The organism is Pseudomonas sp. MWU12-2319 (assembly GCF_023242525.1).
Classification (GTDB): Bacteria; Pseudomonadota; Gammaproteobacteria; order Pseudomonadales; family Pseudomonadaceae; genus Aquipseudomonas; species Aquipseudomonas gingeri_D.
Genome location: NZ_JALJES010000024.1, coordinates 50,724 through 65,587 on the forward strand (window position 1 = coordinate 50,724; position 14,864 = coordinate 65,587).

The 14,864-nt window shown below is 63.1% G+C and carries 11 protein-coding genes; all 11 read right to left on the bottom strand.

What is annotated here, in order from left to right; genetic code table 11:
• Positions 1 to 2: 2 nt before the first annotated feature.
• A complete protein-coding gene (locus M5C01_RS28845; protein ID WP_152741656.1) occupies positions 3 to 2,030 on the bottom strand; it encodes a chemotaxis protein CheA in 2,028 nt (675 codons plus the stop codon).
• Between the two features lie 3 nt (positions 2,031 to 2,033).
• Complete coding sequence (locus M5C01_RS28850) at positions 2,034 to 2,351, bottom strand: STAS domain-containing protein (RefSeq protein ID WP_152741655.1); 318 nt, start codon at positions 2,349 to 2,351, stop codon at positions 2,034 to 2,036.
• Between the two features lie 7 nt (positions 2,352 to 2,358).
• On the bottom strand, positions 2,359 to 2,724 hold the full coding sequence (locus M5C01_RS28855; RefSeq protein WP_100944043.1) for a response regulator: 366 nt from the start codon (positions 2,722 to 2,724) through the stop codon (positions 2,359 to 2,361).
• A 34-nt stretch (positions 2,725 to 2,758) separates the two neighbouring features.
• On the bottom strand, positions 2,759 to 3,847 hold the full coding sequence (locus M5C01_RS28860) for a methyl-accepting chemotaxis protein (RefSeq protein ID WP_152741654.1): 1,089 nt from the start codon (positions 3,845 to 3,847) through the stop codon (positions 2,759 to 2,761).
• Positions 3,848 to 4,362: 515 nt separating this feature from the next.
• Complete coding sequence (locus M5C01_RS28865) at positions 4,363 to 5,265, bottom strand: hypothetical protein (protein WP_152741653.1); 903 nt, start codon at positions 5,263 to 5,265, stop codon at positions 4,363 to 4,365.
• 185 nt (positions 5,266 to 5,450) lie between these two features.
• A complete protein-coding gene (locus M5C01_RS28870; protein WP_103495427.1) occupies positions 5,451 to 5,915 on the bottom strand; it encodes a hypothetical protein in 465 nt (154 codons plus the stop codon).
• Positions 5,916 to 6,122: 207 nt separating this feature from the next.
• Positions 6,123 to 7,205, bottom strand: coding sequence for an NAD(P)/FAD-dependent oxidoreductase (locus tag M5C01_RS28875; RefSeq protein WP_152741652.1), 1,083 nt, complete (start codon positions 7,203 to 7,205; stop codon positions 6,123 to 6,125).
• Positions 7,206 to 9,230 carry a LodA/GoxA family CTQ-dependent oxidase gene (locus M5C01_RS28880; protein WP_152741651.1) on the bottom strand — a complete coding sequence of 675 codons (2,025 nt, stop codon included), beginning with the start codon at positions 9,228 to 9,230 and terminating at the stop codon, positions 7,206 to 7,208.
• 222 nt (positions 9,231 to 9,452) lie between these two features.
• A complete protein-coding gene (locus tag M5C01_RS28885; RefSeq protein WP_103495449.1) occupies positions 9,453 to 11,405 on the bottom strand; it encodes an ATP-binding protein in 1,953 nt (650 codons plus the stop codon).
• 201 nt (positions 11,406 to 11,606) lie between these two features.
• On the bottom strand, positions 11,607 to 13,955 hold the full coding sequence (locus M5C01_RS28890) for an FdhF/YdeP family oxidoreductase (protein ID WP_178129984.1): 2,349 nt from the start codon (positions 13,953 to 13,955) through the stop codon (positions 11,607 to 11,609).
• The gene (gene fdhD / locus M5C01_RS28895) at positions 13,952 to 14,791 is read right to left on the bottom strand and encodes a formate dehydrogenase accessory sulfurtransferase FdhD (RefSeq protein WP_152741650.1); all 840 of its coding nucleotides are present in this window, start codon (positions 14,789 to 14,791) and stop codon (positions 13,952 to 13,954) included. The genes M5C01_RS28890 and fdhD overlap by 4 nt, the downstream gene beginning before the upstream one ends.
• Positions 14,792 to 14,864 lie beyond the last annotated feature (73 nt).

The window sequence follows — 14,864 nt, forward strand, 5'->3', positions numbered from 1 at the left end:
GATCAATCTCCTGAAAGGCTGGACAAGGGGGTGTGGAGCGAAGCCGGCGACGCGGGCTCGGCGGCACTCTGCAAATGGCGGAACAGGCTGGCGATATCGAGGATCAGCGCGACCTGGCCGGAGCCGAGGATGGTCGAGCCGCTGATGCCGCGCAGGTGCTGGAACATCTGGCCGAGGGGCTTGATCACGGTCTGCAGTTCGCCGAGCAAATGATCGACGATCAGGCCGGCCTGCTGGCGGCCCTGGCTGACCACGACTATGTTGCGCCGGCGCGCGCGGCTCGGGCTCAGGCCGAAATGGCTGTCCAGTGCGATGCACGGCAGTGGCTTGCCGCGCAGGTTGAGGTAGCCCTGGCCAAGTTGCTCGGGGCTGGCCTCCATGCATTCGGTGACCATGTCCAGGGGGATGACAAAACTGTCCTGGCCGACACTGACCTGGAAACCGTCGATGATCGCCAGGGTCAGTGGCAGGCGGATACGGAAGGTGCAGCCCTGGCCGGCCAGGGAGTCGATCTCGATGACCCCGCGCAACTGGTCGATGGCACTACGCACCACATCCATGCCGACGCCGCGTCCGGAGAGGTTGGAAACCTGCTCGGCGGTGGAAAACCCGGCCTCGAAGATCAGCCCGTGGATGTCCGCATCGGCCAGTTGCGCATCCGGATCCACCAGGCCCTTGTCGATGGCTTTTTCGAGAATGCGCGCGGTGTTCAGGCCACGGCCGTCGTCCTGTACTTCCAGCACGATCATGCCGGAGTCGTGGTAGGCGTTGAGGCTCAGGTTGCCCCCGGCGGGCTTGCCCACGGCCAGGCGCTCGGCGGCGGACTCAATGCCGTGGTCGATGGCATTGCGCACCAGGTGGGTCAGCGGGTCGGCGATCTTGTCGATCACCGATTTATCCAGTTCGGTTTCGCCACCGCGCAGGCTCAGCTGGATCTGCTTGCCCAGCTCCTGGCTGACATCGCGGACCACCCGGTGGAAACGGTTGAAGGTTTCGCCGACTTCCACCATGCGCAGTTTCAAGGCGGTTTCGCGGATCTGTTCGACGTGCTGGTGCACCGCCTGGATGCTTTCCAGGCAGCCGCTGTCGCCGTTGCGCCGGGCGTGCATCTGGGCCCCGGCGGTGCTGATCACCAACTCGCCGACCAGGTTGATCAACTCGTCGAGCTTGTGCGCGGCAACCTTGACCAGGCTGGTGTCCTGCGGCCGGCGGTCGCGGCTGACCGGGGTTCTTTCCGGCGCCGGCTCGAGCATTGCCTGGGCCCCCAGCAGCGCTTCCGCCGCCGGTACCGGCAGACGATCTTCCGGGACCAGGCGCAAGGTGCAGAAGTCCTGGATAAACTCGAACACATCCTCGATCTCGCCCTGGCTGGCGGCGCTGCGCAGGTTGAACTCAAAGCCCAGGTGGCAGGTTTCCGGGTTGAGCTGTGCCAGTGCCGGCAGGGCCTTGCTGACGGTCTGCAACTGGCTGATGTCGCCCAGGCGCTTGAGGTAGCGCAGGAACGCCGCCGGGTCGAAGCCGTTGCGAAACAGCTCTTCGGAAAAACGAATCGAGACCTGCCAATTGATGAGCGTTGCCTTGGCGGCTGGCGCGGTAGCGGTCTCAGGTTCCGGCGCCTGTTCAGCGACATGGCCCTGGGCTTCGAACAGCGCGGCGAGCAAGGGCCCCTGGCGGGCTTCGTCGGCGTCCAGCAGGCCGCTGTCGGGGTCGACCCGTTCGATCATCGCGCTCAGTTCGTCCATGCAGTTGAGCATCAATGAGGTCAGCGCCGGGGTGAGCAGGCGCTGACCGTCGCGCACCGACATCAGCAGGCTTTCCAGATGGTGGGTGAGGTTGACCAGCGGCGTCAGCGAGAAGATCCCGGCGGAGCCCTTGAGGGTATGCACGGCGCGGAACAACTGGTTGACCGCGTCCTGGTCGGCGGGGCTGGCTTCCAGGCGCAGCAGGCTGTCCTCGGCCTCCTTGAGCAGGTCGCGGCCTTCACTGAGAAAGCCCAGCAGGAGTTGGTTCCATTGTTCGCCACTGAGCATCGGTCAATCCTCGTTCGGGGCGGCGGGGTACAGCGATTCCAGGTTCAGCAGGGTCAGCAGTTCATGCACCGGCGGCGAGACCCGCGACACGGTGGTCGGTTGGTCGATGGACGACAGCGCCCGCTGGATCGCCAGGAGCAATTGCGCGCCGGCGCTGTCGAGTTCGTTCAGGCCACCCAGGTCCAGTTGCCAGGGCCCCGCCGGCAGCGGCAGCAGGCCGAGCAACTGGTCGCGAGCCATGCTGACCTCGTACAGGGTCAGGTCGCCCTTCAGGTGCAGTTGTGCGGGGGTGTCATCCCTGGCGGGGGTCAGTGAAAACATGGCGTGGTCATCCCAGCAATTTTTCCACGGCCGCCAGCAATTGCTGGGGCTGGAACGGTTTGACGATCCAGGCCCTGGCACCGGCGGCCTGGCCTTCGGCTTTCTTCGATTGCTCGCTTTCGGTGGTGAGCATGATGATCGGCGTGAAGCGGTATTCGTTGCGCGCCTTGACCTCTTTCACCAGGCCGATGCCATCGAGGTTGGGCATGTTCACGTCGCTGATGATCAGGTTGATTTTCTGGCCGTTGAGCTTGGTCAAGGCATCGCGGCCGTCGCAGGCCTCGATGACCTGGTGACCGGCAGCGGTCAGGCTCATCTTCACCAGTTGGCGCATGGACAGGGAGTCGTCGACGATCAGGATGGTCTTGGCCATGTTCATCACTCTTGCAAAGGGGAAAGCGGGAAAACTAGAAAAAGGTCACTTCGCTGGCGGCGCTCATGTGCGTCTGGCCTTGGCGTTCTTCATCGGTGGTGAAGCGTTGGCGCTGGCGTTCGAGCCAGGCCGCCGGATCCTTGAGGCTGCTGTCCTGGCGGGCAATCGCGTCGATCAGGTTCGCGAGATCGATCTGCACGTGATCGAGCATCTGGTCGGTGCGGTCCTGGAACTGCAGGTTGACCATGATTGCCTGGATGTCGGCCTGGGTCGCGCGGGCATCCTGTTGCAGGGCGCGGGAGGCGCCGGTCAGTTCGTCGAGGTTGTCCCCCAGGCGGGTCATGACCTGGGTCACCGAGCGGTTGAGGAAGTCCAGGTTGGCCTGTTCGCTGGTGCCCAGCTCCGCGGCTTCGGCGATGGTGGTCTCGATCGCCAGATTGATTTCGCCAACCTTGGCGTCCATGCCCTGGCCGGTTTCGGCGGACAGGGTGGAGAGTTTGCGCACTTCGTCGGCGACCACCGAAAAGCCCCGGCCGTATTCGCCGGCGCGGGCCGCTTCGATGGCGGCGTTGAGGGCGAGCAGGTTGGTCTGGCTGGCGATTTCCTGGACCCGTTTGGCCATGTGCTGCAACTGGCTGGCGTAGCCGCCCAGGTGGCTGATGGTGTCCAGCAGATCGTGCTGGCGCTGGCTGCTGGCTTCGAAGGATTGCGTCACTTCATGCAGGCGCTGGTTGGCGTCGCGCAGGCTTTCGCCGACGCCACCGCTGCCGAGGATGCTTTCGGAGTTATGCAGGCCGCCTTCGAGGCGGGTGGCGATGCTGGCAAAGCGCTGGAACAGCTCGCTGATATTGGCTTGCAACAGGTCGCGGCTCTGGCCGATGCCGGCGCTCCAGCTCGGGGCGACTACCGGCAGGAGTTTATGCAGGTCGAGATCGGTTTCGTCGGTATCGGGTACTGGCGTAAGGGCGGGGAGGGCTGCGGTTGTCGAAAGCTGTGTGGCACGCAGGGTGATGGACGCCACCGCGACGATGACCAGGCCAGCGCCGATGAGCAGGGACTGATTGAAGAACAACCCGATGGTACTGAGCCCGATGCCTAGCCAGACTCCAAAATAGATCCGCATCTCCTGCTTCCATTGCATAGCTCAAGGACGGCGGATCATATCGGTAGCATATTGATATCAATATCGGGATAACCCTTAATCCGAACAGACGAAAGGCCCGGTTTTCGGGGACGCGGCCGGGGTTTTAAACGGTCTGCCCGGATAAGTATTTGAACCATCATTCAACAACGACGCTGGCTGCTGAGGGAATGGTGCAAAGGCTCTAACCGGCGGCTTCTAGGAATTAGGCTTAAGGTTTGGTAACAGAAAAGATGTAATGGAATGTAACGTCTTGGTTCGCCACGAACCTTGTAGGAGCCGGCTTGCCGGCGATGGTGGCCGAAAGGGCGATGCAAGGCTCAAGGGCCTCATCGCCAGCAAGCCGGCTCCTACAGGATTGCGTGTTGTCAGGCGGCTTAGGTGGCCGCCTTACTAACGCGTGTCGTCAGTGCACAAACAACGCAATCAGGATGATGACCGGGATTGGCACGCCTAGAAAAAACAGCAGTAGTGAGCGCATTTTTGTTCTCCTTGGATTAACTCAGCGTTGTCGCGTGGGTCGGGTAGTCGGTGCTTTCGACAAAGTGCACGCCATCGCGCTGGCGTCCGCCGAAGGTGGCGGCCAGGCTGGCGAAGAAGGCGCCGATCAGCAGGGCGATAAAGAGCCACAGGGTCGACCAGGCGGCCACTTTCGCGGCGCTGTCGGCCGCCTGCTTGGCCTTGTTGGTGGCGGCGTCGACGTCCTGGCGGGCTTCGCCGTAGACCTGGTCGACCCGCTGTTCCGCCTGGGTGCGCGAGAGGTCGGTGCGCTGGCTCACCAGTTGCGCCAGGTAGGTATGGTCTTCGACGCTCAATGGGCCAACACTCAGGTTGCGGGCAAGGATGCGTGTGGCCACGCCATGGGCGGCGTCTTCACTGACGGCCACGGGGCGATCATCACGAAACAGCTTGTCGATGTAGTAGTCGCCGCTGTCCGTCACCGTGTTCAGCAGGACGTTGCTGCCGGCCGTTGCCGCCCCGGCCTTGATCCCGCCGCCCATCAGGCCGCTGACGGAGCCGGCGACCAGGGTGACCGTCACCAGGGTCGCGACGGCCCAGGCGAGCAGGCCATGGGCGGTATCGCGGAAGTAGACTTCGTCGTCATGCAGGTTGACCCATTTCACCCGCAGTCGACCGGCCAGGTAGCCGCCCATGCCGGAGGCGAGGATCTGGGTCACGGCCAGCCAGATAATCGCCGACACGCCGAGGCCCTTGGCGCCGAGGCCTTCGCCGGCCCAGGGGGACATCGTCGAGAAGCCCAGCCCGGCACCGAGCATGAGTAGCAACAGGGACAGTGCCGCGGCCGCGGCGGCGCCTGCGAAGATCGCCGCCCAGGACACCCCTGAGTGAGTCGACGCATCGTGGCGTATGGCAGATGGGTATTGAGTGTGCTCGATCATTGTTGTTCTGCTCCATGAATGAAAGACGTGCAGCCTTCATGCAGGACTGAGCAGAGCGCGTGCCAACCTGTTTTATTGCTGAATTATCAGTGTTATCAACAGGTTGGCTTTTCGAGAGGGTCTGAAGCCCATGCAAACTGCATGATTGGGCGCAGGGTGACGGGCTTTATGCATTGGCCGGGCGATCAGTCATCCCAATGTCGGCGATGCTTGCGATGGCCGTAGCCGTGACCGCGGTGTTCGCCGTGGTAGTCGCGGCGATCGCCACGGTAATGGCGACCTTCGCGTTCGCTGGAGTTGCCCATGTAGTTGCCCAGTGCGCCACCCGCGCCACCGCCGGCCGCCGCGCCGAGCAAGGCGCCATTGGTACCGCCCATGTTGCGACCGACAACGTTGCCACCGGCTGCGCCCAGGGCACCGCCGATGGCGGCTTCGCCACGGCTGTGTTTATTCGCGCCGACTGCGCTGCCACCGGCACCGCCGAGGGCCGCGCCGATGGTCGAGCCGGTGTTGCCGCCCAGGGACTGACCGACGGCTGAACCGAGTACCCCGCCCAATGCGCCACCGATACCGGCTTCGGCGGTACCACCGGCTGAGGCGAAGCCACTGGCCAGGCTCAGGGACAACAAGAGAATCGACGAGAACTTCATGTGAGAGGAGCCTCCAAGGGATGACGGCGCGATCCTGAGGCTTGTGTAGGAATAGTTACAATTGAAATCCGACGAATAACATGGGTTGTATACAAAATCATAACTTACTGTTTTTGCTGGGGAACTTAGTCGATTTTAGTCAGTCTCACGTCGCTTGAACTCGCCTGTTTTGCGCGTCCTGCGCCGCTTAAAAGAGCTTTTCCGGACCTAGCGCCGGTTCCAGAAAATTGATTCGCTCCAGCGTTTTTCCATCCCATAGAACTGCTGCCGGTTGCCCAGGTAAGCGGCGTAGATCCGTGTCAGCAGATCGGCATAGTCGGGCAATGCCTGCAGGTCGCCTTGCAGCGCGGCATGCACAGCCTGGGCGCAGTGTTGGCCGCAGTAAAGGGCGGTGGCGATGCCTTGCGAGGACAACGGATCGAAGGACAAGGCCGCATCCCCGACTGCCGCCCAGCGTTCACCGTGGAACAGCGAAAGCCGCCCGCTGCTGGCGTCCATGCCGTGGACCGAGGTGCCGGGGCGGTAGCCGTGGGTTTGGCACAGTCCCCATAGCAGGCGAGTCTGTGCCAACTGCTGCCACAGACCTTCGCTGCTCAGCAGTTGCTGGCGATCCAGCAGGTCGAGATCGCTGAGGTAGGTTACCAGCCGTTCCCCCGACGGCAGCAGCACGCTGTACCACCAACCGTGCTCGACCGCCTCGACCAGGGTCCGACCGTCCTGGTCGCTGCCTTGTGAACTGTGCAGCAACAGATAGAACGCCACCAGTCGATCATCCGTCAGGCGTTGCGCGCCCTGCTGGCGTGCGAATACGGCCGGGCGGCCGCCGGCGTCGATCAGCCAGCGGCTGTGGGCCAGGTGTTCGTGGCCGTCGCGGCTCAGTTGCAGCTGGAAACCGTCTTCGGCGGCGCTCTGGCTCAGTCGTGTGGAGGCGTGCACCGATACCCCGGCTTGTCGTGCCGCCGCACGCAGTTGCTGGTCGAAAGCCGCACGGTCCAGTTGATAGCCCTGGCCGTGGGTGTGAAAGATGAAGTCATCCGCGTGTGGCTCGTCCGAGCCCCACACGGAGACATTGCCGTAGCTGGTGCGATGCCTGGCATCGAGAAAACCCTCGAGCACCCCCAGGTCATTGAGCAGCGAGCGCGCCGAAGGCGGAAAACCTTCGCCCACCCGAAAGCGCCCGGCGGGCGCCGAGTCGGCCAGCAGCACCCGCCAGCCCAGGCGAGCGAGGGTAATCGCGGTCGCCGAGCCGGCCGGGCCGCCACCGATAATGGCGACGTCGTAGTGCTCCATCTAGACCGGACGGCTTCCGGGTTTGACGGCGCGAGGGGCCTGCAACGCTTCTTCCGGGCTGCTGAAGTTGGCGCCTTTGGGCGGACGTGGGCCCGCGCTCGACGGACTGCCCGCCGCGGCGAAATCGGCGGCCAATTGCGGGCTGGCAAAGGTCTGCGCCTGGGTGATGGCCGGCCCATAGCTGGCGACCATCATCGTGTCGGGATACACCGGGTTACCGGGGATCCCCTGGCGCACTTCCAGCAAACCCATGGAGCCGAAGATATCGACCATGGTCTGCATCTGGACGGCGGTCGGGGTCTTTTTCGGATAGTTGATGTCCAGCGGTGCGTTCCAGTTGCTGCGATCGGCAAAGGCGTCGCGACGTTGCTCCGGTGCCACCGAGGGATCGATGACCAGGGCGTAATCGACATCGCTGAGGACCTGGTTGGGTACGCGGGCCGGCCAGAAGGTCGAGGTGAACGGGTTGTAGGCCTGGTCGTAGCCGCCACGGCAATATGCGGTGTCGGCCTGCCAGGGCAGCCCCATCCAGCGGTTCAGGTCGCCGGGGGCTTGTCCGTAAAGCGGACCGCCGACGGCCAGCGCCTGGGTCTGGTCCAGGGTCGCCCCGTAGTCGGGCTGCGGGCTGCCCGCCGCGCGTTGGCGGATGCGCCAGGGCTTGGCGTACAGCGGCAGGTGGCGCATCGGCCAGGTCAGTTCGCAGCCGGGGTGGAAGGCATCGGCCAGGCAGAAGTCGAGGGCTGCGCGGTCGAGCATCGCCGGCTGTTCGGCCAGGGGCACCGAGTCGAGGTGACCCGGCGGCGGCTCGCGGGTCCAGTCGGCTTCGAAGGTCCCGGCGGCCCAGCTGGAGAGGACCAGGTACTGGGTCTGGGTAATCGCCGAATTCTGCCGTGGGCTCTGGTTGGGCACCGAGCTCATGAAGTCGCCATAGATCCATGGCCAGGGCAGCACGTTGCCATCGGTCGGTTCGGGCTGGCGGAAACTGTTGAAGATCTGCCGGCGGGTTTCGGCGAACAGGTCATAGTTACCCGGTGCCGGTTTGCTCGCCAGCTGGGCGATAAAGGCCGGGTCTTCGAAGTTGTAGCGGCCGTGGTGGCCGAACTGGGTGGCAAAGCCCTGGTTGACCCATTGCAGGCCCGACAGGCGTTGCAGGATCGGATAGACGTCATGGCGAAACGACACCGAGGTGTTCGGCGTCAGCCAGCCGGCCTGGATAAACAGGTCGTAGGTCAGGTCATACAGGGTGCGCACGGCCTTGACCTGCGGCGCGTAGTTCGGTGGCGCGGTGACGACCCAGGCCGACTCCACCGGGATCGAGCGCCCGCCGATGCTGACCTGGGCGCTGATCGGGCCATCGGAGGTGTCGTCGAACCAGCCGTCGGCGTTGATGAAGCTGTTGCCGTCGGCGGGATTGAAGATCGGCGTGCCGGCGGGCGAGGCCGAGACACCGCGCCCGCCGAGGAACAGCAGCCGACCCTGGGCATCGGTGCGCAGTTCGCCGAGGTTGACCGGGGTGTCTTCGTACTGCCCGTTGAATTCGACGCCGCTCTGGTTCGGCCCGCTGATGCTTTGCAGGCCGCCGTCGATGGTCAGGGCCGCGCGGGCCTTGGGGTCGGTGATCTTCGCGTTGCGCAGGGGCAGCACCACGGTGGCGGCTTCGGGGATGTCCATCGCCAGTTGCCACTGGTACCACTGCGCCTTGCTGTTGGCGACATGGGCCGACCAGACGATATCGGCGTTTTCCACGGTCAGCTCGGCGACCACTTCTCCGGCCAGGTTGTAGCCATACAGCCGGAACTCGGCGGCCTGGCGCTTCAGCGCGCCCTGGGCATCGCGGTAGAAGCCCAGGGGCTCGGGTCGCGGTGAGGTCACCAGGGGGCCGACAAAATATTCCGCCTCGCTGTTGCCGACCCGCGCCACGCCGATGGCGGGGTGGATCGCGGCGCTGACGATGCGCTTGTCTTTGCTGGGGGAGGAAGGGGTATCGCCGTGGTAGTGCGTGGTATGACCGGGCGTGATAGACATAAATGCTCTCCGCGATCCGTGCTGGGAGGACGGGCCCGACGGGCGGGCAGGGTCCCTGGGCGGGTGCCGGACATCACATTCGCAGCACCGTCCGCAGACTCTAGTAAAGGGCTCGCGGTTTGTCGAATGGCCTTTTGCTATTGCCCAGGCGGCTATCCGACACCCTGGTTATAGAGCGCCTCGCGGGGTGTCGATCAGCTCGCCTTGGCCATGATCGGCCTATTACTGTCGAGGCGAGGGGATAGGAGATATTCCTTGTTCCGCAAGCCACAGGCGGCCGGCCTCGGTTGTTCGATAGGCCTGTTGCGGGTGATTGACCACTTCGGGATGTAGGTATTCCAGAAAGCCTTCTTTGTCGCGCAGTGGGTTGATATGCCCAGTCTTCAGCGGCCCCATCTGCCTGTGTAATTGCCTGGCCAGCTGTTCGGCGCTGTGTGGCCGGATTGAGCAAAGCCAGAGGATTAAAGGCCACAGCTTTTCCTTGCGCGCTTTGGATGAGAGCGTCTTGATCGCGACCAGCAGTGTAGGGGGGAACTCGCTTGTATTCGGGGTGAGGTCACTCGTATTTGGGATCAGGTCACTCGTATTTGGGGCCAAGTCACTCGTATTTGGGACCTTAGTGGCGTCGGTTGTGACTATCGAGGTGGTTTGTCGTGCGTCGAAAGATGGAGGTGCGGGCAATTCGGCGAGTTGGTAATAGGTTGAGGGACCACCACCGCCTTTTACCAGCAGGCCGCGATCATGATGCAGCCTGCGCAACACTTGGCTGGCCGCCAGCGTGTCGAGTCCACTGATATCACGCAGGGCCGCATTATCAACCGCGCCGGTTTCCGACGCTAAAATCAGGGCCTTGGCCTCATCATCAGTCAGGTGCAGGTGGTTGAATTGCTGAAGCCAGCGTAACTGTTCCTCACCCAGCAATTGGTGGAGCAGGTAGTGAGCGGTGAACTGGTTTTCCAGTTGATGGCTGCTGAACACCGGGGCTGTCAATCCCAACTCCTGAAGCAAGCGGCGCATGGTGCGGATACCGGTGCCTTTGGTTTCGGCGAAATCCAAGTCATAGAGCACACTGGCAATGACCGGATTGCGCAATAGCGAGCCCATTTCTCCGAGCATCGTCGTGGGTTTGAGTGAGTAGCCCGCGTTGCGGATTTCCAGTCGGTTGCTGTAACGCACCACGAGTGTTGGTTGGTTGATCTGATAGTCCCTGTGCATGAGCGCATTCACAACCGCCTCGCGAATCACTTTCTGAGGCAACAGCGGTTGATCGGAACGTTGTGTTTCTCCCTCACGCAAACGAAAGTGCCGGGGTATGTCATCAAGAATCGTGGCCTCCAGTCGTGCTATCAGTCGAATCAATGGTTCGCGGAAATCCAGGGTGGTCGCAAAACGTTGTGTCGGATCTTGCACCCATTGCACACCCTGGATTCGCACATAATCCACGCGCACGGCTGGCAATAGACGACGAAGAGCCAGAGACTTGCCTAGCAATAGAAGTCCTGCAACGTTAGGGCGTAGGCGCCCGTTGGTTTCCTTGACGAGATTGAGTGCGCGCAGCATTTCCTCGTCGTTAGCCAGCAACTCCTCTGCCTGCGGACGCACCCTTGCGCGTAGCTGGCGATACAGAGAAATGGTGCCAGAATCCAGGTCCTCCCACTCGGCATCCGGGAGAACGACCTGCTCGAAACTCAGTCCTGACTTAGCCAGTAACAGAGGCTCAAGCTCTTGCTGGGAACATTCGTAATCACCATTGAGACCGCGCCGCCAGACGCCAGTCTTACGTTTGTTTTTGCTGTCGAATTTGCCCTTGAACACACAAGGCTTTGCCGCTGCGTCCAGCTCGGGCACATAAACGGCGATGATCCGTTTGCCTTCCAGCACTACGGCTTCGCATTGCACCGGAATGGGAGCTTCGAATTGTTCACGGCAATTGACCTGAATGTCATTCAGCAGCTTGTCGATGTCTGTTACGCCATCGAGCCAGAACTTATCGTGCAACTCGTCCGGCTCGCACACGCCCAGCAGTAGATACCCGCCACCCAACCCTGGTTCATTGGCGAAGGCACAGAGGGTCTGCATGATTGAGCTACCAACTTGTCCGGCACGTTTCGCCTCGATGCGCGGGTGCTCATCGAGTAGACGAAGTTCATCAAAAAGAGACTCGACCGATTGCATCAGCACAGATCACCTCCACCCTGTGTACCTGCGCAGGTTGGCGGCGCTGAGGCATGGGCTTTGTGGCTGATCATTCACCAACAGGTTCAAAAGGTGGATGCAGAAAGAGCTCTTTTACTTGCCTGAATTTTCCTGGATGTCCGCAGCCCGTTGCTTCTGCTATTTGGCAGGGCGCCATTGCAGCGCCCCGCCATTCGCGGATCAGCTTGCTTTTGCCATGATCAGACCGGTTTCGCTGGCCTGCTCCAGGACAATGGCGACGAACTTGGAGGTCGGGGTGTGGCTGCCGTCGCCGATGCTTTCCAGCGGCACCAGCGGGTTCACTTCCGGGTAGTAGGCGGCGGCCTGCCCGGCGGGAATATCGAATGCCAGCAGGGTGAAGCCCTTGACCCGGCGTTCGCGGCCATCCTCCCAGAGCGAGACGATGTCGGCTTTCTGGCCGGGCTTGAAGCCCAGGCGGATGATGTCCGCCTCATTGACGAACAGCACGTCGCGCTGACCCTTGACCCCACGGTAGCGGTCATCGAGGCCGTAGATGGTGGTGTTGTACTGATCGTGGGAACGCATCGACTGCATGATCAGATGCGGCACCTTGCCGGTGGCATGGATGCGCTCGTGGATCAGGTCGGCCGGCAGGATATTCGAGCGGAAGTTCGCCCGGCCCGACGGGGTGTGCCAGCGGCGTGTGCCGGCGGCGTTGCCCAGATGGAAACCACCCGGGTGCGCGAGGCGCTGGTTGAAGTCCTTGAAGCCGGGAATGGTGTCGGCGATCAGGTCGCGGATGCGCCCGTAGTCGGCCACCAGCCAGTGCCAGTCCACCGGCTGGGTACCCAGGGTCGCGGCGGCAATGCCGGCAATGATCGCCGGTTCCGAGCGCATCTGCTTCGACAGTGGCTGCAACTGGCCATTGGAGGCGTGGACCATGCTGAACGAGTCTTCGACGGTGACGGCCTGCGGACCCTCGCTCTGGATGTCGATGTCGGTACGGCCCAGGCACGGCAGGATCAGCGCTTCCTTGCCGTGGGTCAGGTGGCTGCGGTTGAGCTTGGTACTGATCTGCACGGTCAGCTCGCAATTGCGCAGGGCTTCGAAGGTCCTTGGGCTGTCCGGGGTCGCCTGGGCAAAGTTGCCGCCCAGGCCGATAAACACCTTGGCCCGGCCGTCGAGCATGGCGTGGATGGCTTCGACCACGTTATGGCCGTTGCTGCGCGGTACCTTGAACTGGAAGCGTCGCTCCAGGGCGTCGAGGAACGCCACCGGTGGACGCTCGTTGATGCCCATGGTGCGGTCGCCCTGCACGTTGCTGTGGCCACGCACCGGGCACAGGCCCGCGCCCGGGCGGCCGATATTGCCGCGCAGCAGCATCAGGTTGGCGATTTCCTGGATGGTCGGCACGGAGTGCCGGTGCTGGGTGATGCCCATGGCCCAGCACATGATGACGTTCTTGCCTTTGACGTACATCCGCGCCGCTTGCTCGATCTCCACCAGGGGCAGGCCCGATTGCGAAACGATCTGCTCCCACGGGGTGTCATCGATGGCGGCCAGGTAGTCGAGGACATTGGCGGTGTGTTCGTTGAGGAAGTCGTGGTCGAACACCGACGGCTCATTCGCCGCCTGGGCCTCGCGCTCCCATTGCAGCAGGAACTTGGCCATGCCGCGCAGCACGGCCATGTCGCCGCCCAGGGCCGGGCGGAAATAGGCGGTATTGGTCGGCTTGTCGCCATTGGTGAGCATTTCCAGCGGGTGCTGCGGATGCTGGAAACGTTCCAGGCCGCGCTCCTTGAGCGGGTTGATGCAGACCACCTGGCCACCGCGCTTCACCGCTTCACGCAGCGGTTCGAGCATCCGCGGATGGTTGGTGCCGGGGTTCTGGCCCCAGACGAAAATCGCGTCGGCGTGTTCGAAATCGTCGAAGGTCACGGTGCCCTTGCCGACCCCGACACTCTGGGCCAGGGCCACGCCGCTGGCCTCGTGGCACATGTTCGAGCAGTCGGGGAAGTTATTGGTGCCGAAGGCCCGCACGAACAGTTGATACAGGTACGCCGCTTCGTTGCTGGCGCGGCCCGAGGTGTAGAACTCGGCCTGGTCGGGGCTGGTCAGGTTGAGCAGGTGCTTGGCCACCTTGGCGTAGGCGGCTTCCCAACTGATGGGCTTGTAGCGGTCGGTGAGCGGGTCGTAGCTCATCGGTTCGGTCAGGCGGCCCTGGTATTCCAGCCAATAGTCGCTCTGCTCGAGCAGCGCAGTGACGCTGTGCTTGGCAAAGAACGCCGCGTCCACCTGCCGTTTGGTGGCTTCCCAGTTGACCGCCTTGGCGCCGTTCTCGCAGAACTTGACCATGCCGCTTTCCGGCGAGTCGCCCCAGGCGCAGCCCGGGCAGTCGAAGCCACCGTTCTGGTTGGTCTTGAGCATCATGCGCAGGTTCTTCAGCGCGTTGTCGCTGGTCAGCCAGGCCTGGGCCACGCTGATCAGCGCGCCCCAACCACCGGCCGCGCCCTTGTAGGGCTTGTAGCGCGGGGTGGGGGTCTGATCGGCTTGTTGATGATTGCTCACGCGGGTTTCTCCATCGCAGGGCTGTAGACCCGCGGCGCATTCTTTTGCGGCAGGTGGATGAGATTGAGGTTGTGCCGGCGCGCCCACTGCAGGGCCAGGCCGGTAGGTGACGACAGGCTGACCAGGGTCTGGATGCCGGCGCGCAGGACTTTCTGGATCAGTTCGAGACTGCAGCGGCTGGTAACAATTGCCAGGCCGCCGGCGGTCGGGATGTTTTGCCGGATCAGCGCACCGATCAGCTTGTCCAGGGCGTTGTGCCGGCCGATGTCTTCACGGCCCAGCAGCAATTGGCCCTGGTCGTTCATGAACAGGGCGGCATGCACGGCCCCGGAATATTGCCCCAGGGGCTGGAAGGCGCCGATGCGTTGGCGCAGGCCGTCGAGCCAGGCGGCCGGCGGCAAGGGCGCGCCGGGCAGCACCTGGAGTTCGGGCAGTGCCTGTTCCAGCGCTTCCACGCCGCACAGGCCGCAGCCGCTGGTGCCGGCCAGTTGGCGGCGTTGCTGCTTGAGGTTCCAGAACGCGCGACTGGCGATTTCCACTTGGGCGTACTGGGCCGAGCCGCTGCCGCTGAGTTTCAGGTCGTAGATTTCAGAGGCGTCGGCAATGATGCCGCTGCCGATGCTGAAACCGACGATAAAGTCTTCGAGGTCCGTGGGGGTGACCAGCATGACCGCCTGGCTGATGCCGTTGTAGGCAATCGCCAGGGCCACTTCTTCGGCAAGGGCCGTCTCAGCGGTTTCGCTGCGATCGAGGTCGCTGTACTGGTAGCTCTGGCTGGCGGCGGGCACGGCTGTCGAGGCGGCAGGGAGCGCGCAGGTGGGATCCTTGGCGTTCATGGGGGCATTACCGGCGGAATATCCAGTGTCAAGATTAGGCGCGACAAAGGGTCGCGTCTAATCGCTAGTACTG